The following is a 17,477-nucleotide window of genomic DNA, read 5'->3' as shown; positions in this document are numbered from 1 at the left end:
AGACTTCATACCCAAAATGTGTCGCATATTTTTATGAGAAAGTGCCTGGAACAGATGCTTTCGGTGTAAACTATGGCAACACCAATAATTTCCCAGGAAATCGCTCCAAAACCTACAAAATTAACATACTAGCTTACTCCTCAAGAGTTTTCTTCTGGTTCTTCCGTTCATGGCAAACCTCGTTTGTCTAAAATTGGCGATTCCCGTTTGCGTCAGGCTCTTTTTATGCCTGCGATTGTTGCTCGTCGCTATAATCCTTTGATTCACTCCTTCTGTGAACGTCTTTTGGCTAAAGGTAAATCTAAAAAGTCTGTCATTGGTGCAGTCATGCACAAGCTTTTACGCCAAGTTTTTGGTGTTCTCAAGTCTCAGACCGCTTTTGACCCTAATTTTCTTTCTCCCACCACTTGACTTTCAAGACAGTATCTACGGGAGAATTATATTCTAAGCAAAGACAAACTGTTTAGAATCTGTCAAATTCAAACTACTGGCTTGAATCCCAGTCAGAGTAGCTAGAGTTTGATTATTGAAGACAATCGCAGTATCAGCATCAACTTGATTTAACTTGAGTGTGGATGTGGTAATACCTAAACTGACAGCACCTTGAATACCAATGACATCAGTACCCAGTTGGAAGTCAAGCACGGTATTAGCCGAAGAGGGTAGTTCAGCATTGACAATCCAGAATTGGTCAGCGCCAGCACCACCGGAAATTAAGTTACCACCACCAAGACTAACTCTGAAGATATCATTACCATCACCACCCAAAGCGCGGTCATTGCTACCTAAGTGGAAGGTATCATCACCGACACCACCAGATATGCGGTTACCACCTTGTCCATCTCTAGCATCAAAGGTGTCATTACCATCACTACCGAAAACGCGATCGCCTTTATTCACAAAGATAGTATCATCACCGCTACCCAGATCAACGATGTTATTACCTGAGTTGGGAAAACCAGATACAGTGGACAGGTCTACCTCGTCTTTACCTGCACCTGTAAATACAATATTGTTTTGACCATCAAATTGACTACCAGGAGTGGCAATTAATTTATCATCTCCTGGAGTTCCTACAGTCGTAGATCGGTTGTCAATGATTTTTTCGACTGCGATCGCAAAAATATCATTAGCAGATGTTCCAGCTTTATCTGTAGCTGTGACTTTAACATTCAAGTTCCCTACATTATCATTAGTGGGAGTTCCGCTAAAGGTGCGAGTTGTAGAATTGAAGGTTAACCAATTTGGTAAAGCATTACCATTTTCTAATGTTGCTGAATAAGTCAGAACATCACCAGCATCAATATCGGTGAAGGTGTTGGTAGGAATTTGGAAGTTGAAAGCGTTACCTTGTTTAGCATTTTGATCTGCAATTGTATTTGCTAATGTCGGTGCATCGTTGACATTTTCAACGGTAATTACAAAGATATCACTAACAGTTGCCCCGGCTTTATCTGTAGCGATCGCCTTAACATTCAAATCCCCTACATTATCATTAGTGGGAGTACCGCTAAAAGTGCGAGTTGTGGGATTAAAGGTTAACCAATTTGGTAAAGCATTACCATTTTCTAATGTTGCTGAATAAGTCAGAACATCACCAGCATCAATATCGGTGAAGGTATTGATGGGAATTTGGAAGTTAAAGAGGTAAGGAACCATGATCGCAGCCAAAGATAACGCCCACCTCACCCCAGAAGAGTATTTCACTTGGGAAGAACAGCAACTAGAAAAACACGAACTGATCGACGGTCAAGTTTATGCCATGACTGGCGGTAGCGTTAATCATAGCCGCATTGCAATTCGATTTACGACTATGGTTGATACCCATTTAGATGCTAGTAGTTGTATAACAGGTAACTCAGGACTGAGAGTTAATATTGTTGGCACAAATAACTACACCTATCCCGATGTCAGCGTCACCTGCGACGATCACGATAAAACCAAAACCCAATATATTACCTACCCCTGCTTAATCGTTGAAGTTCTCTCAAAAACTACCGAAGCCTACGACAGAGGGGGCAAGTTCAGAATGTATCAAAATAACCCCGTCTTGAAAGATTACTTATTGGTTAGTTCCACTGCGATCGAAATAGATTTGTATCACAAAAATGATGCCGGACAATGGATGATTATTAACTATGGAGAAGGTGACACCATTGAACTAAAAAGCATCAATCTCAGCTTCCGTTCTATAAAACTTACCCAAAATCACCAAAGTCTAGACACATCTGGACAGCGATAATCTTAGTGTTTATTTCCTGCTTCATCGCGGTCTTAGAATGACTTCCAATCTTGTTTGCCCGCTCCACAGGCAATCTCGGTAGAACTTACCGTTTCTGACCGTAGTTCCTAAAAAGAACCCCAGAATCTTAATCAATTCGATCATTTCAGACAATCACGAAGCACTGCGTCGAGGGTTTTTGAGTTTGCCATCCTTGTCAGTTTTAGCATCTTTCCACGGCTCTCCACTTGCTCCATTTTTACTGACAAAACAAGTTAATGGACAAGCTTCTGCTTTAGTCCTAATATCACAATTTGCCGTTGCGGCAAAGTTATGGGTAAAGTCACATATATGGACAAAGTATTAATTATAATTTGCATGGAGCTAAGCGGATTCGAACCGCTGACCCCCTCAATGCCATTGAGGTGCGCTACCAACTGCGCTATAACCCCGAAATCCTAATTCAGTAAGCAAAAAGGCTTATTTGTTAGTTTTTTTTAGTTGTCCCTTTCCTGATTATATGTCAATCTAGGTCAATTCAGTCAAGAGAGTTATGTTAAGAAATATTAAGCAGTGAATCAGACAAATCTTCTCACAATAGGGTAAACAGGGCGCAAGTGAATAAACCATCTTCAAGCCTTGTAATCAATAGACATCTGGTGAAAATTAAATATGCGTGACATGAAACCCCTGTAGAGACGTTCCATGGAACGTCTCTACAATCTTTACCGGAGATGTCTAATAGACATCTCCAGAAATTAAAATCGTAACTATTTTATTGGGTTTAGAACCTATATTTGGAAAATTGGCATAGGTATTGCCCAAAATATCGGGGTAGGCACGGGGCGCTACCCCTAGGATAATCGCTATAAGTAGTGAGACAGAATTAATTACACAATGTCATTGCGTTAGCGCAGCGTGGCGTTAGCCATATGGAACGAAGTGAAATGAAGCAATTCCAAGGGTTGTGATTGCTTCCCTTCCCTCGCAATGACTGTAAATATTTTTGTCCAATTACTTATTTACCCTTTACCAAACACAGTGGTTAGAGAACGGGCAATATTTTTCGGTTGCATTGCATCCATCGCTGCTGTCGGTTCATAACCACAATGCACCATACAATCAGCACATTTAGGATTACCACTAGCGCCACCGTATTGACTCCAATCAGTCTTATCTAACAACTCCTGAAAGGTTGTATAGTAACCTTCATTCAATAGATAACAAGGTTTTTGCCAACCTAAAACACTATAACTAGGACTACCCCAAGGGGTGCATTCATAGTCTTTTTCACCAATGAGAAAGTCTAAGAATAAAGGGTTGTGATTAAAGTTCCAGTTCTTTTTTCCAGATGTGTAAGGTGAGAGAATTTCTTTAAATAAAGCGCGGGTTTGTTCTTTTTGCAGAAAATGATCTTGATCTGGTGCCCATTCGTAACTGTAACCAGGAGAGATCATCATCCCGTCAGTACCCAAGGTTTCCAGAAAATCGAAAAACCCCTGCATTTCTTGGATATCGCAACCTTCAAAAATGGTCGTGTTAGTAGCGACACGAAAACCTTTAGCTTTAGCGGCGCGAATTGCTTGGACAGCAGTATCGAAAACGCCTTTTCTGTCTACACATTTATCATGCCATTCTCGCATTCCATCTAAATGGATGCTAAAGGTTAGATAGGGAGAAGGTTTAAATTTATCGAGACTCTTTTCTAGTAATAAACCATTAGTACACAAGTAAATATATTTCTTGCGTTTAATTAAACCTTCAACAATTTCACCTATTTGGGGATGCAGGAGGGGTTCGCCACCGGGAATAGAAACAACCGGTGCGCCGCATTCTTCCACAGCCGCAAAACACTGTTCGGGTGTGAGATTTTGCTTGAGGATCTCTACTGGATGTTGGATTTTACCGCAACCAGTACAAGCTAGGTTACACCGGAACAGCGGTTCTAACATCAATACGAGGGGGAAGCGTTTCCTCCCTAATAAGCGTTGTGTAATTAAATATTTACCTATATCTATTGCTTGTTGTAAATTAATTGCCATGAAACTAACACTCCTCAATTTGGTCATTGGTCATTGGTCATTAGTCATTGGTCATTGGTAATTAATTTCTGTAACCTGTCACCTGTAACCTGTCACCTGTAACCTGTCACCTGTCACCTGTCACCTGTAACCTGTAACCTGTCACCTATTCACATAACCATTAGACACAAACCAATCTACAGCATCCTTGAGGGCTACATTCAGGGGTGACTGAGGTAAACCTAATTCGCGGATAGCCTTAGAAGCATCATAATACATTGGTTGCTGTGCCATGCGGACTCCATCTATGGGAACTGTGGGAGTTTTCCCTAGTGGTGCGAGGATTTTTTCTTCTACCCAAGCTACTGTAAGGGGTATCCAAGCTGGGATGGATGTTTGTGGTGCTGGTAAATTGGTGATTTGGGAGAGTTGTTCTAGGAGTTGTTTGAGGCTAAGATTTTGATGACCGAGAATATAGCGATCGCCTGATTTGCCTTTTTCTAAAGCTAATAGGTGTCCCTTGGCTACATCGCGCACATCAATAAAATTTAACCCCGTATCCACATAAGCGGGCATTTCTCTCCGCAAAAACCGCAGAATAATGTCCCCTGTAGGCGTAGGTTTAATATCTAAGGGTCCAATGGGACTGCTAGGATTAACGATCACAATATCTTGACCTTGGTTCACCGCAGATATTGCCACTTGTTCAGCTAGGAATTTAGATTTTTTATAATCCCCCACTAATTTTTCTACGGGACTTTGGTAAGTTTCATCTACAACTTGTCCCAATTTACCCACACCAATAGCGGCAACGGAACTAGTATAAACTGTACGTTCAATTCCCGCTTTTTCGGCTGCGGCTAAAATATTGCGCGTTCCTTCTACATTGTTAATATAAAGCAAGTCTCGGTCTTTTTGCCACAGGGAATAATGGGCGGCGACATGAAACAGATATTCACAACCCTGCATCTGTTCCCAAATATTCGGGTTATTCAAATCACCTTTGACAATATCTACAGCCAAACCCTGTAAATTACTCAAGTTACTATCAGGACGTACCAAGGCTGTCACTTGGTATCCTTCCTGTAAAAGCGATCGCACCACATGAGAACCAATAAACCCTGTACCACCTGTTACAAATACTCGCATTCTATCACCCCTTACTGCTCAAAATTTAATTATCTATGTATCTGGGTAAGTTACCAAAGTTTTTTGTTTTCGTGTAATCAGTTAATGATAAGATAGTCTTATGTACTAAAGTTTATATCACTTTAAACTATGTCCCTACAAGAAGAAATTGACAAAATAAGGCAAGAGATTCAGACAGATGGTTACTCAATGTCTATTGGCGAATGGATGAGTCTTTATCAGAGTAATGAGATTGATATTAATCCAGATTTTCAAAGATTTTTTCGCTGGTCAAAACATCAAAAATCAGCTTTTATCGAATCAATTTTATTAGGCATACCAATTCCCCCAATCTTTGTTATTCAAAGAAATGATGGTGTTTGGGATGTTGTAGATGGTGTTCAAAGACTATCAACAATATATGAATTTACGGATCTTCTTAAAAAAAATGAACAAGAAGAAAATACAGAGCCAGTCGCTCTACAAAAAACTACATATTTACCTTCTTTAGAAGGTAAAAAATGGGATGACCCAAATGACACTATAAACTCCTTAACTCAAACACAACGTTTATTAATTAGGCGAGCAATAATTCCTGTCAGTATTGTCAAAAAAGAAAGCGATGAAATGATTAAATATGAGCTATTTCAGAGACTCCATACAGGAGGATCTATTGCCACACTTCAAGAAGTAAGAAATCGTATCCTTTTAATGTTAAATAGAAATTTATATGAATTGATGAGATCACTTGCCGACTATGAACCCTTCAAAAACTGTATTTCTTTGAGTGATAGGTTTCAGGAAGAACGGTATGATATGGAGTTAGTATTGCGGTTTATTCTGCTATTTGATCAGGATGTGGAAATTATTAAAAAATTGGGTGATGATGTTAACGTTTTCCTAACAGAGAAAATGCGCGAAATGGCTCTTAATCAAAACTTAGATTATAGCCATATAGAAACAGCATTTAAGACAACATTTGATATTCTTAATCAAACCACAGGGGATAATAGTTTCAAAAGATATAAATCTGAACAAGATAGATTTCTGGGCGGTTTTCTATTATCTGCATTTGAAGTGATAGCATTAGGGATAGGATATAATTATCAAAATATCCCAGCAACAAACACAATATCTGATTCAATCAAAACTATTTGGTCAGATTCAACTTATAAAAAGTGGTCTGGTGCAGGTGTGAATGCTGTCAGACGTTTACCCTATCTTATTCCACTGGGTAGAGAAGTATTTTCTCCTGGTCAAGGAGTATTTTCTCCTTTATGAGCATCCAAACTCCTGAAGACTTAAATAAGACTCTGGCAACTGATATTGCTTGGAGAAAAAAGGAACTTTCAGAAATAAAAACCTTGATAGAATTAAAAAATGTTTCTCCTCAAAGGCATAATGTATGTATTCGTAGTGGAATATGTATTTTGTATGCTCATTGGGAGGGTTTTGTTAAATTAGCAGGAAACTCTTATGTGGAATATATTAGAACCAAAAGACTACGATATGGACAACTTTCTAGTAATTTTTTAGCTTTGGCAATGAAAGAAAAACTCAAACAGGCAAAAGAGACAAATAAAGCATCATTATATATACCTGTTTGTGATTTTTTTCTTTTCCAGTTAGATGAAAGATGTTCTTTACCCAAAAATCCAATTTCTACTGCATCTAATCTGTCTTTGGAAATTCTAAAAGAAATAACTCATACCCTGGGAATAGACTTTTCCCTTGACTCCACTAAATCTAAACTCATAGACGAAAAACTTTTAAAGACAAGAAACGAAATTGCACATGGTGAAGATTCTTTGACAATTGATAGAAAACAATATATAGAATTACAGACAATGGTTATGGAGATGCTAGAAGAATTTCGTAATCGGATAGAAAATGCTGCTATTAATCAAGATTTTCTTTTGAAAAACTAGTACCACAAGGCGTTCGTCAAAAGTCAAAACGAATATACAATGAGCTTTCCAGTAGTTTGGAATGGTCTATTTATTTCCGCCGACCTGTACTAGTAACCCGTTATCCATACACCATTATATGTCATGATCTTGTTTTTATTAATTCATAAGTTAAAGTTATTGATTTTAAACTTTAAATAAGTTTTTTTGAAAAAAATTTTTTATTTTTAGGGTTCGGGTCGCTGCCGGCGTGGTATTATAGATATATAAATATAATGGAGCATAAGCAAAATTTTTATTAAGGCACACATTTCCATTATAAAAATATCATATTTGGCGGGAAAAGTCAACGGGGTTGAACCCCAAAAAACGAATTTTTTTCAAAATTTAATTTTTTTAAATTTTTGATGTCCTGAAAAATTTCAGATCAATCAGATCCCCGACTTCTTCAAGAAGTCGGGGATCTTGATCCTCTCTATATTTCCACATATTGCCAGCGTTTGGTTGATTCTGTTTCTCGACAGATTAAAATCCCAAACCATTCTAATCTTTCTAGATTTTCAGCAATGGCATTTTTGTATTTTCCACCATTTTTGAATTGAGCAGCAATTTGATCCACAGTCCAGTCGCTGGTATTGGTGCGGAGTAAGTCGCGGATAGCTGCAAGTTGCTCTTTTGGTTGTTTGGGAAAAGTTTTTTGTTCGGTGGGAATAATGACAGTTTCTTCTGTTTCCATGACTTCCGTTAGCACCTGTTGGGTAACTTCATTTGGTGCTTGATATTCAGGACGCAACCAGCGAATTGTTCCGTTACGTTCTTCTTCTGCACGTTCAGCATTGAGCGCAACTAAACGTTCTAAAATTATTTCTTCAATTTCGGCTTTTGTTTTTTGATTATCTTTTAAATCTTGCCATTCATAAGCATCAAAAACCGCGTTATCTAATTCATCATGAATTTGTTTGAGGGTGGAAACTAAGGCTTTATTGTTATATGCTTTATCTGCTTCTGTAAATGTTTCACCTTTGCGGAGTTTTTCAAGCAGGTTATACATTCCCGTAATTGTGATTTCAGGATGTTGTGTTTGTACTCGTTTACGGTGGGAGTCTAATTTTTCTCCTAATTCTCGGATTTTCTGTTTTTGTTCTGGTTTAGGATTTGGCAAAGGGAAAGGATCAAAGCAATGAGATTTAATATATCTTGGATCGTTACCAACTCCGAGTCTTGCACCCGCAGCTAAAGCCCAAGTAATGTGTATATGACTGCTAATAATTCCAAGATAATAAGCATCATCCAAAGCAATCACTACAATACTAATCTCTGATCTAATATTAGAATCTAGGAAGATAAAAACACGATGTTTAGAAGTTAAAACTGTGGCTATATAGCGTTTAATTCCCAATATAGAACTTCTAACTTTTTCATTACTTCGTCTTGGTAGCCACCAATATTTTCTTAGCTTTGGATCTGGATTTATTTGCCTCTCAGGATAGACTTTTTCAAAAAGATATTGATATGTTTTAGGGACATCATTTATCAAATATTTTTCAGAAAAATTAAAAGTATCAATTATCCATAGTTTTCTATTTTTATCAGTTAAATCTCTTCCATTTACCACAGGAAAAATGAATAACTTGCTTTTTGGTTCAGTATCAATCAGATATTTATATTCTTTATCATCTAATATAAAACCACGTCCACCAACTGTTAATCCTGTATTTGCGAGTTTTGAATTTGCTTGTAAAGCTATTGTCTTTGTAACTGAAGCTCCTATAGTAAGATTTGACTGAATTTTTCCAGAAATATTCTCCAAAGATAGTTGAATTTCTCTGCCTTCAGATAGTTCAATATACTCTTCATTAATAAGCTTTAGTAGTTTTCCATCATTATTACCCAAAGTTGCTACTGTCATTGAAATACGGACATCAGCACCATCTACAGAATCTAACCAAGGATGATCTGGAATAGCAAAGATAATAGAAATGGGATTTTTACTAGATTCAAGATAAGATTCTGTAACACGACGATTATATGTTTGACGTAATGAGTTAGTTGATATAAAACCAAAGGCTCTAATTTTACTTTGCTGAGTTAACTTAGCCGCTTGATTCCACCAATACATAACCAAATCAGCAGAAGCTGGTATGTCCTTATGAGTATCTCTTATTGCCTGGACATAACCTTCTCCTAAAGACTCAAGCATATTTATTTTACCAATAAAAGGAGGATTAGAAACAATATAATCTGCATCTGGCCATTGAGCAGGACGAGGATTAAGATAACGATAAATAGGAACTTGATCACTCGAATCAGGAACATCTTCACCCGTCACAGGATGCTTGATCATTTTTCCACCCCAGCGAGTTTTTACCTTACCCGTTTTAGCATCAATATCTAACTCCTTGCCATCATAATCTAACACCGCATCACGAAATTCAATATTATGAAAATCCTGTAAAATCGGTTCTGGTGGTGGTGTACTTCCATAGCGTTTAAAATGCCATTGTAAATAACCAATCCAAATTACTAACTCTGCGATCGCCGCCGCTCTAGGATTAATTTCAATCCCTAAAAATTGCGCTGGATTTATCTGTTTTCTTCCTGCTAACCGGGGATCAAATTCCTCTAATAAATTTGTTGTCACCTTACCCAAAACATCCAGCAAGCGCATCTGTACTTCCTGTTCCAATGTTTTCAGCAAATCTAAAGTCACATACAAGAAATTACCCGAACCACAAGCAGGGTCAAGAATCCGAATTTGTTGTAATTTCTCTAAAAATCCCCGAATCTCATTTTCAGCCTTTTCTATTTGTGTCTTTGTCGGTTTTTGCTGTTTTTCCTTCAGAGTTAAAAACCGATCAACTTCCGATTCAACTAATAACCATTCTGATCGTAAAGGTTCTATTACCACCGGACGCACTAACCGCTCAACATAGGATCGGGGTGTGTAATGCGCTCCTAAACTTTTCCGTTCCTTACTATCTAAAGCTCGTTCTAATAAAGTCCCAAAAATCGCCGGTTCTACCTCTGTCCAATCTTTATTTGCAGCTTCCGATAGGACTTCTAACTGTTCTTTGGGTAAATCAAAAGCTGTAGCATCTTTAAAAAAGCTGCCATTAAATTGGGGAATTTCATCAAAGTTAAATTCTCCCCCAGTATTCATAACTTTCCAAAGTTTTTCAATCTGGGTTTTAAATGTTTTCGGTTCAACCAACCAACGTTCTTTTAAAGCTTTAGTAAAAACATCGCCTTTCAATAATTTTACATCTTCTGCAAACATGGTAAAAATGCAGCGCATGAGGAAATTGGCGACTTCTTTAGGTTCGTATCCTTGTTGTTCCAACCACCGCGCTAATTTAGCTAAAGTATCAGCTACTTCTCTTGTTACCCGCGCTCGATATTTTTCCGGGTTGAGACTTTGAGGATCATTAAATATCGCAACAAAGCGATTAAATACTTTCTCATCTAAAAGCTGATCAAGATTAATTTTTTCCCGCGCACCATAACCGCCATAATTACCACTAAAACTCATCCAAATTTCAAAATGTGAACCAATATCACAGGTAATTAAAAAGGGAGGTTTACTTGGTAAAAAAGGCGTATAACTTTGAGCTTGATAAAAAGCTTTTTCCATTGCTATGTCGTAGGTTTTTGTTCCTCGTTTAGCAGTACCACGTTTAGCTGCATTTCCCCCTTGTTTAGCTTCAATTAAAAAATGTCCTTCTTTGTAGAAGTCTGCAAAGTTTGTAGTAACTCCATCTTTGTTAAAAATTTTGATGTCTTTATCAAAACAATAAGGATCATTTGCCATACTACCTTTAGGTAATGGACGTTCTACCGTCAAAGCATCACAAAGTTCTAAAAAGAAACCCTGATAATTTGCTCTCTCATTACCTTGCGAACCTTTCCATTTTTTGAGGAATATTTCTACTCGTTGGCTATCTTCATTTTTCATCAGAATCATGATTTACAACATTTCAGGATTTTACAGGATTTTTGTCTGATAAGTAATTGGACAAAAATATTTACAGTCATTGCGAGGGAAGGGAAGCAATCACAACCCTTGGAATTGCTTGATTTCACTTCGTTCCATATGGCTAACGCCACGTTTACGCAATGACATTGTGTAATTAATTCTGTCTCACTACTTATTTGGTTAAACTATGAACCGTTTGCAGTATAAGGGATCACCAAAAAATAAATTACCCAATTTTGTGGGATGGGCATCCTGCCTGTCCTTGGTAATTAGCGGGCAATTCGTCCCGCACCACAAGAAACTTTTGGGGATTTTTTTAATTGGAAGTCCCTAAGTTTTTCTTCAAAAAAATTCTTTTTTTAGGGGTGGCGATCGCGCTGAATGTGGTAATATAGTTATATTAATATAATTGGATGTGGGCAAAATTTTTATTAATGCACACACTCCCATTATAAAAATATCACGCCGAGCTAAAAAAGTCAATCGGGTTAAACCAAAAAAAAGAAATTTTTTTTAAATTTTTTAAATTTTTTAAATTTTTTTGAATTTGAGAACGTCGAATCAAGATTTAGACAATACTCTGCCATAGCGATCGCCTATTAATGACATTCTCTCCACAAAAATCTGTTAATCTAGCTTTGTCCAGAATTAGCAAAATAGTCAATGGAAATTAGTAACTTATTCAAAGCTGGTGGCGTAGTGATGTGGCCACTGCTATTTTTTTCCGTTTTAGGAATCACTCTTATTCTGGAACGGATTACCTTTTGGATAGGAATTAGCGGTCGTCAAAATCGCGTAGTCAAGGAGGTGTTAGGTTTTTATCGTCAAGGTAATGTAGTTACCTCCTTAGACATCTTACATAAAAACGCTGATTTACCGATCGCCCGAATTTTTTTAGCGGCTTTAGAATTGGAAGAAGCCAACCCAGAAGAATTTCGTTTGGCTTTGGAAAGTGAAGCCCAGGCAGAAATCCCCTTATTAAAAAGGTTTCAAAACATTTTCGATACAATTATTGGTTTAGCACCCTTACTGGGATTGCTAGGGACAGTTTTGGGGTTAATTGGCTCTTTTGCATCCTTAAATATTGGTGATGTGGGGGGGACAAAAACCGCCGGTGTTACCTCTGGAATTAGTGAAGCTTTGGTATCCACAGCATCGGGATTAGTTGTAGCTATTATTACTTTATTTTTTGCGAATAGTTTTCGCGGTATGTATTTGCGGCAAATTGCTTGGATTCAAGAATATGGTGGTCAGCTAGAATTGCTGTATCGTCGTCATTATGAAAGAGGGGATAGATCCTATGCGTCTACCAGATGAACCTGATGTACCAGCCCAGATTAATATTGTGCCGATGATTGATGTCATCTTTGCTATTTTGACATTTTTTATTATGTCTACTTTATTCTTACATCGTTCTGAAGGTCTGCCAGTGAATTTACCTAAAGCAGCCACAGCCAAAGCCCAATCATCAGCCGCACCAATTACCGTTACGGTAGATTCAGCAGGGGATCTGAGTTTAAATCGCCAGCCAGTCACTTTTGAGACTTTACCAGTAAAAGTACAGGAGTTGATGGGCAAAAATACGCAAGTAGTAGTTATTATCAATGCTGATCAAAGTGCTACTCACGGTCAAGTGGTGATGGTTATGGATCGGGTGCGGCAGGTAAAAGGGGCAAAATTAGCGATCGCTACCCAAACACCTTAGAAGAATGAAGAATGAAGAATGAAGAATGAAGAATGAAGAATGAAGAATGAAGAATGAAGAATGAAATTTCTCCCCAACTCCCCCTACTTCCCCTACTTCCCCAACTCCCCCTGCCCCTACCCCCTACCCCCTACCCCCTCTTTTGTAATTTTTTGAGATTTTGATAAATTTCTGGCAAGCGGCTATAAATTGCTGATGCTCTGAGGTAGAGTTTGTGTGGTATGGCTGGACTACCTGAGACAATTTCTCCCGGTGCAACATCCTTGAGAATACCAGTTTGAGCGGAAGCCATTGCCCCATCTCCAATTTTAGCCTGATTGGCAATTCCCACTTGTCCAGCTAAAATTACTCGATTTCCAATCTTTACGCCTCCAGCCATGCCTGTTTGACCTGCTATGGCGCAACCAGAGCCTATTTGACTGCCATGCCCTATCTGCACTAAGTTATCAATTTTGGTGTTTTTACCAATTCTTGTTTCTCCGACTGCGGGACGGTCTATGGCTGTGTTACAACCTACTTCTACTCCATCTTCTAAAACGGTGTAACCCGATTGTTCCATTTTCAACCAACCTGTCCGAATAGGGACAAAGCCAAAGCCTTCTGCACCAATCACAGCACCGCTATGAATAACGCAATCTGCACCGATTTGGGTGCGTTCGTGGATGGTACAGTTAGCGTGTAGGGTGATGCGATCGCCTATTTTTACTTCTGGATAAATAACGACATTAGGATGAATAATGGCATGATTGCCAATTTCTACATCATGAGAAATAACAACATGAGCGCCAATATACACATCATCACCAATTTTGGCACTGGGGTGAATCACGGCACTAGGATGAATTTCGGGAGTAGGACGGTAAGGTTGATAAAATAGGGCGATCGCTTTCGCAAATACCAGTCTGGGTTGAGTTGTTGATAACCAAGCTAGACCCTTTTCTCCGGCTTGATTCTGCAATTTTTCATCTGGGGGCAAAATTACAGCGCTCGCACCAGTAGAATTGAGCAATGCGGAAAATTTAGCTCCTTCTACATAGCTGAGAGTCCCCGATATTGCTTCATCTATGGCTGCAACTCCAGTAATTTCTAAATCAATGTTAGGGCTACTTTCGGTAATATAATCACCAAGTTGATTGAGAATTTCACTAAATTTCATACTGATTTACAAAAGAAGGGAACAGGGAACAGGGAACAGGGAACAGGCAAGAGGCAATAGGCAAGAGGGAACTTAAGAAGAGTTTGATGGTTTATTTTCTAACTTCACTAAAACGATTTATAGATTTTTGTCTCACGCAAAGGCGCAAAGGCGCAAAGGAAGAAATTAATTTCCTGTTGCTTTTGTCATGGACTGACCGGCTAAGTAGGCTGTTGTCCAAGCACTTTGGAAGTTAAAGCCACCTGTGACACCATCAATATCTAATATCTCACCAGCAAAATGCAAGCCGGGGACTATTTTACTTTCCATTGTTTTGAAGTTGACTTCTTTGAGGTTCACTCCTCCACAGGTGACAAATTCTTCTTTAAATGCACCTTTACCTGTGATTAGGTATTCTCCTTGGGAGATTTCTTGGACTAGTTGATTTAAGGTTTTGTTGGATATGGTTGCCCAACGTTCTTCTGTGGGAAGATGGATACGATTGATAATATATTGCCAAAGCCGATGTGGTAAGTCTACACCACGATGTAAGGCGATCGCTTTTTGTCCCCATTCAGCTTTGACGGTTAAAAGTTTTTGTCTCACTTCTTCTTGTGATAAATCTGGCAACCAATTAATCAGTAATTTGTGTTGATAGCGATTTTCATTAAGAATTCTTGCACCCCAAGCCGAAAGTTTCAACACTGCTGGACCACTTATACCCCAATGGGTAATTAATAATGGACCTGTTTGTTGTAATGGGGTTTTCCCTGTACCTGGTAAGCGCAGATTTACAGAACTAATGCTAATTCCCGCTAATTCCCGCAGTTTAGCATCCGCAACGTTAAAGGTGAACAAGGAAGGTACAGGAGTTTGGATCTCATGACCTAATTCCCTAGCAATTTTATAACCAGCTAAACTGCTACCTGTAGCCAATAGTAAGCGATGACACTCTTTAGTTTCTCCCGACTTGAGGAGAATTTCAAAACCTGTATCTTTGCGGGTGACAGCCGTAACAGGTGTACCAATACAAAGTTCTATGTTGGCATCAAAAACCGCCTTAATCAAACATTCAGCAATGGTTTCCGAACGGTCTGTAATCGGGAACATCCTTCCGTCAGCTTCCGTTTTCACATTCACCCCATGCGCCGCAAACCAAGCTATGGTATCTAAAGGTTGAAACCGGGTAAAAGCACCTAATAAAGCCTTACCACCTCTAGGGTAATTCTGGACTAAAATTTTTGGTTCAAAACAAGCATGAGTAACGTTACAACGCCCTCCACCGGAAATCAGCACTTTCGCCAAAGGTTGACGACTCGCTTCAATTAAAGTAACCTGGGCTTGGGGATTAGCTTCAGCACAAGCGATCGCACCAAAGAATCCCGCAGCCCCACCACCAATAACTACAATTTGCAAAGGTAACAACTTCAAAAATTTTTTAATATTTCAGATTTCAGACTTCAGATTTCAGATCCCCGACTTCTCGAAGAAGTCGGGGATCTATCCTATGTCCATATTACTCTTCATATAACTCAAAGTCCGATTTTGCTGCACCACAAACTGGACACACCCAATCATCGGGAATATTTCCAAAAGCCGTTCCTGGCGCTATATCACCATCAGGATCACCTATTTCTGGGTCATAGATATAGCCACAAACCGTACATATATACTTTTGCATCTTTTTTACCTCTGATCAATGACTTGTCAGTTTTTTTGATGTAATAATTATTGGTGGTAAATCTAAAAACGCCACCATCTCCTTGAGCAATAACTGAAGATTGCCAAAGCTATAGCCCCAAAGAACAGTAGAGTAATTACACCACCAGGAAGGAAAGTGATAATACCCAATCCTCTCAGTACGAACAAGGATACGCTCATCCCCAAGAGAATCCCAAAACCTTGGATTAATTTGCCATTTAAAGAAGATTGACTCACGGTGTTTTCCTGTTAACTCCAATTTGCGTTGGATATAAAAATGATGCTTCCATAAGTGAACATAAACTTTAGACTCATTGCGAAAACTCTATGAATTCGACTGTAATTAGAATTGAGCAAGTTAAACTCAATTAAATTATCAAGGTTAATCAGTTAAAACGTTACCAAAATCACTATATCTGCATTATATATGTCAAACTCAAATCTTAAAAATATCGCTTACGCCATGTTACCATTACCAGATAGCCTCTGGAATCAAGATCAGCAAAGACTGCTGATTCAGGGGGAAGTATTAGTACAAACAAGATCCCATACTAACTGGGGTGGTGCTGTTACCGCTTGTATGTATGTACCCCTAATGAGATCCCATGTCTGGCAACAAATTACAGATTACCCCCGTTGGGTACAATATTTTCCCGATATCACCAAAAGTGAAGTCATATCTAAAGGTGATGTTAAACGTCTCTATCAAGCCGCACAAAAAGCCTTTTTATTTTTCACGGCTCAAGTAGAAATTTATTTGAGCGTGGTGGAGGTATTAGGGCAGCAAGTCCAGTTTCGCATGGAAAGAGGCTCATTTGCAGATTTTCATGCCAGTTTAGAACTCAAAGATATGGGTAATGGCACTTTATTAGCTTATACCGTACAAGCCACCCCCAACATTCCCATCCCCTCAATTTTTATTGAACAAGCAATGAATTTGGAGTTACCAGCAAATCTATGTAAAATGCGACAGGTGCTTTGTAATCATCAATAATAGCAATGTCACAGGCAAAAACTATTTTGGATTTTTGGTTTGGTCATCCAAATGACCCAAATTACGGGAAGATTCAACCATTTTGGTTTGAAAAATCGTCAGATTTCGATGCTAAGGTCTGCGACTTTTTTTTGGAAGACTACCAAAAGGCGGTAGCAGGATCTTTACATGATTGGATGAATTCACCAGAAACCTGTCTAGCTTTAATTCTGTTGCTAGATCAATTTCCCCGAAATATGTTTCGTGATACCCCACAAGCCTTTGCAACTGACTGGGAAGCACTATCATTAGCGCAACACGCCACAAACAAAGGCTATGATAGACGATTATTAGCTGTGCAGCGCTGGTTTATATATTTACCCTTTGAACATAGTGAAAACCCTATTGATCAACGGAAGTGTATTAAGCTATTTCAACAACTTAGTCATGATCCCTACAGTGCAAAAGCGATTGAATCGGCTTTTCGACACAAGGAAATAATTGCTCGATTTGGTCGCTTTCCCCATCGTAATGCCATTTTAGGACGGATTTCTACCCCAGAAGAAGAGGAATTTTTGGAAGAACCAGGTTCTTCCTTTTAAGTTGGGAATTGGGTTATTTTCCGTGTCTAGCGACTCCAGAAGCCTTGCGAAAAGCTGTAATCTGTCGGTTATTTGGAATTAGTGCAGTTTTGAATGATAGAAGCATTGATT

At 38.7% G+C, this 17,477-nt stretch carries 16 protein-coding genes and 1 tRNA gene; 8 read left to right on the top strand and 9 right to left on the bottom strand.

The annotated features are described in order from the left end of the window. The first annotated feature begins 183 nt into the window (after window positions 1–183). Entirely contained in the window at window positions 184–411 is a 228-nt protein-coding gene (locus NG743_RS10305) for a transposase (RefSeq protein ID WP_071992802.1), read from the top strand. A gap of 33 nt (window positions 412–444) precedes the next feature. Here the strand turns inward: NG743_RS10305 and NG743_RS26670 are convergent, their stop codons facing one another. Next, the gene (locus tag NG743_RS26670) at window positions 445–1,659 is read right to left on the bottom strand and encodes a putative Ig domain-containing protein (protein WP_306459838.1); all 1,215 of its coding nucleotides are present in this window, start codon (window positions 1,657–1,659) and stop codon (window positions 445–447) included. On the opposite strand from NG743_RS26670, the gene NG743_RS10290 reads away from it, so the two are divergent. Then, window positions 1,658–2,242 (top strand): Uma2 family endonuclease, encoded by a 585-nt coding sequence (locus tag NG743_RS10290; protein WP_257121950.1) that lies wholly within the window; start codon window positions 1,658–1,660, stop codon window positions 2,240–2,242. The genes NG743_RS26670 and NG743_RS10290 overlap by 2 nt on opposite strands. A 358-nt stretch (window positions 2,243–2,600) precedes the next feature. Here NG743_RS10290 and NG743_RS10285 read toward each other — a convergent pair. From NG743_RS10285 to hpnA, 3 genes are all read right to left on the bottom strand, one after another. Further along, a tRNA-Ala gene (locus NG743_RS10285) sits at window positions 2,601–2,673 on the bottom strand. A gap of 570 nt (window positions 2,674–3,243) precedes the next feature. Continuing rightward, a complete protein-coding gene (hpnH, locus tag NG743_RS10280; RefSeq protein ID WP_027402728.1) occupies window positions 3,244–4,263 on the bottom strand; it encodes an adenosyl-hopene transferase HpnH in 1,020 nt (339 codons plus the stop codon). A 141-nt stretch (window positions 4,264–4,404) separates the two neighbouring features. Then, a complete protein-coding gene (gene hpnA / locus NG743_RS10275) occupies window positions 4,405–5,391 on the bottom strand; it encodes a hopanoid-associated sugar epimerase (RefSeq protein ID WP_027402727.1) in 987 nt (328 codons plus the stop codon). 129 nt (window positions 5,392–5,520) lie between these two features. Here hpnA and NG743_RS10270 point away from each other — a divergent pair, with 129 nt between their 5' ends. Then, window positions 5,521–6,651 carry a DUF262 domain-containing protein gene (locus NG743_RS10270; RefSeq protein ID WP_257121949.1) on the top strand — a complete coding sequence of 377 codons (1,131 nt, stop codon included), beginning with the start codon at window positions 5,521–5,523 and terminating at the stop codon, window positions 6,649–6,651. Continuing rightward, window positions 6,648–7,298, top strand: coding sequence for an MAE_28990/MAE_18760 family HEPN-like nuclease (locus NG743_RS10265; RefSeq protein ID WP_257121948.1), 651 nt, complete (start codon window positions 6,648–6,650; stop codon window positions 7,296–7,298). The genes NG743_RS10270 and NG743_RS10265 overlap by 4 nt, the downstream gene beginning before the upstream one ends. Before the next feature lie 454 nt (window positions 7,299–7,752). Here the strand turns inward: NG743_RS10265 and NG743_RS10260 are convergent, their stop codons facing one another. Next, window positions 7,753–11,238 (bottom strand): class I SAM-dependent DNA methyltransferase, encoded by a 3,486-nt coding sequence (locus NG743_RS10260; protein ID WP_257121947.1) that lies wholly within the window; start codon window positions 11,236–11,238, stop codon window positions 7,753–7,755. Between the two features lie 675 nt (window positions 11,239–11,913). Between NG743_RS10260 and NG743_RS10255 the strand changes: the two genes are divergently transcribed. Together NG743_RS10255 and NG743_RS10250 are read left to right on the top strand one after the other, a co-directional pair. Further along, window positions 11,914–12,567 carry a MotA/TolQ/ExbB proton channel family protein gene (locus NG743_RS10255; protein WP_193965026.1) on the top strand — a complete coding sequence of 218 codons (654 nt, stop codon included), beginning with the start codon at window positions 11,914–11,916 and terminating at the stop codon, window positions 12,565–12,567. Then, entirely contained in the window at window positions 12,551–12,955 is a 405-nt protein-coding gene (locus tag NG743_RS10250; RefSeq protein WP_193965024.1) for an ExbD/TolR family protein, read from the top strand. Before NG743_RS10255 ends, NG743_RS10250 begins: the two co-directional genes overlap by 17 nt. Window positions 12,956–13,085: 130 nt before the next feature. Here NG743_RS10250 and lpxD read toward each other — a convergent pair whose 3' ends face one another. The 3 genes from lpxD to rd all read right to left on the bottom strand — a co-directional run bounded on the left by lpxD (window position 13,086) and on the right by rd (window position 15,771). Continuing rightward, window positions 13,086–14,111 (bottom strand): UDP-3-O-(3-hydroxymyristoyl)glucosamine N-acyltransferase, encoded by a 1,026-nt coding sequence (gene lpxD / locus NG743_RS10245; protein WP_027402721.1) that lies wholly within the window; start codon window positions 14,109–14,111, stop codon window positions 13,086–13,088. Between the two features lie 165 nt (window positions 14,112–14,276). Further along, window positions 14,277–15,515 carry a BaiN/RdsA family NAD(P)/FAD-dependent oxidoreductase gene (locus NG743_RS10240; RefSeq protein WP_193964430.1) on the bottom strand — a complete coding sequence of 413 codons (1,239 nt, stop codon included), beginning with the start codon at window positions 15,513–15,515 and terminating at the stop codon, window positions 14,277–14,279. A 91-nt stretch (window positions 15,516–15,606) separates the two neighbouring features. Continuing rightward, the gene (rd, locus tag NG743_RS10235) at window positions 15,607–15,771 is read right to left on the bottom strand and encodes a rubredoxin (RefSeq protein WP_071992801.1); all 165 of its coding nucleotides are present in this window, start codon (window positions 15,769–15,771) and stop codon (window positions 15,607–15,609) included. A gap of 447 nt (window positions 15,772–16,218) precedes the next feature. Between rd and NG743_RS10225 the strand changes: the two genes are divergently transcribed. Next, entirely contained in the window at window positions 16,219–16,785 is a 567-nt protein-coding gene (locus NG743_RS10225) for an SRPBCC family protein (protein ID WP_035082469.1), read from the top strand. A gap of 5 nt (window positions 16,786–16,790) precedes the next feature. Then, window positions 16,791–17,366: a DUF924 family protein gene (locus NG743_RS10220; protein ID WP_257121946.1), complete on the top strand. Its 576-nt coding sequence runs from the start codon at window positions 16,791–16,793 to the stop codon at window positions 17,364–17,366. A 13-nt stretch (window positions 17,367–17,379) separates the two neighbouring features. On the opposite strand, the gene NG743_RS10215 is transcribed toward NG743_RS10220, so the two are convergent. Continuing rightward, complete coding sequence (locus tag NG743_RS10215) at window positions 17,380–17,472, bottom strand: helix-turn-helix domain-containing protein (protein ID WP_233455513.1); 93 nt, start codon at window positions 17,470–17,472, stop codon at window positions 17,380–17,382. Window positions 17,473–17,477: the final 5 nt, after the last annotated feature.

The sequence above is a fragment of the Dolichospermum heterosporum TAC447 genome, from assembly GCF_024584745.1.
Classification (GTDB): domain Bacteria; phylum Cyanobacteriota; class Cyanobacteriia; order Cyanobacteriales; family Nostocaceae; genus Dolichospermum; species Dolichospermum heterosporum.
The sequence above is the reverse complement of the archived record's forward strand: the minus strand, read 5'-3'. Positions and strand labels throughout refer to the sequence as shown.

What these genes read in the sequence shown, in the direction of transcription:
- hpnH (WP_027402728.1), bottom strand. Translation starts at nt 4,263, where the DNA reads ATGGCAATTAATTTACAACAAGCAATAGATATAGGTAAATATTTAATT.
- NG743_RS10255 (WP_193965026.1), top strand. Translation starts at nt 11,914, where the DNA reads ATGGAAATTAGTAACTTATTCAAAGCTGGTGGCGTAGTGATGTGGCCA.
- NG743_RS10260 (WP_257121947.1), bottom strand. Translation starts at nt 11,238, where the DNA reads ATGATTCTGATGAAAAATGAAGATAGCCAACGAGTAGAAATATTCCTC.
- NG743_RS10265 (WP_257121948.1), top strand. Translation starts at nt 6,648, where the DNA reads ATGAGCATCCAAACTCCTGAAGACTTAAATAAGACTCTGGCAACTGAT.
- NG743_RS26670 (WP_306459838.1), bottom strand. Translation starts at nt 1,659, where the DNA reads ATGGTTCCTTACCTCTTTAACTTCCAAATTCCCATCAATACCTTCACC.
- NG743_RS10215 (WP_233455513.1), bottom strand. Translation starts at nt 17,472, where the DNA reads ATGCTTCTATCATTCAAAACTGCACTAATTCCAAATAACCGACAGATT.
- NG743_RS10225 (WP_035082469.1), top strand. Translation starts at nt 16,219, where the DNA reads ATGTCAAACTCAAATCTTAAAAATATCGCTTACGCCATGTTACCATTA.
- NG743_RS10290 (WP_257121950.1), top strand. Translation starts at nt 1,658, where the DNA reads ATGATCGCAGCCAAAGATAACGCCCACCTCACCCCAGAAGAGTATTTC.
- hpnA (WP_027402727.1), bottom strand. Translation starts at nt 5,391, where the DNA reads ATGCGAGTATTTGTAACAGGTGGTACAGGGTTTATTGGTTCTCATGTG.
- rd (WP_071992801.1), bottom strand. Translation starts at nt 15,771, where the DNA reads ATGCAAAAGTATATATGTACGGTTTGTGGCTATATCTATGACCCAGAA.
- lpxD (WP_027402721.1), bottom strand. Translation starts at nt 14,111, where the DNA reads ATGAAATTTAGTGAAATTCTCAATCAACTTGGTGATTATATTACCGAA.
- NG743_RS10270 (WP_257121949.1), top strand. Translation starts at nt 5,521, where the DNA reads ATGTCCCTACAAGAAGAAATTGACAAAATAAGGCAAGAGATTCAGACA.
- NG743_RS10250 (WP_193965024.1), top strand. Translation starts at nt 12,551, where the DNA reads ATGCGTCTACCAGATGAACCTGATGTACCAGCCCAGATTAATATTGTG.
- NG743_RS10220 (WP_257121946.1), top strand. Translation starts at nt 16,791, where the DNA reads ATGTCACAGGCAAAAACTATTTTGGATTTTTGGTTTGGTCATCCAAAT.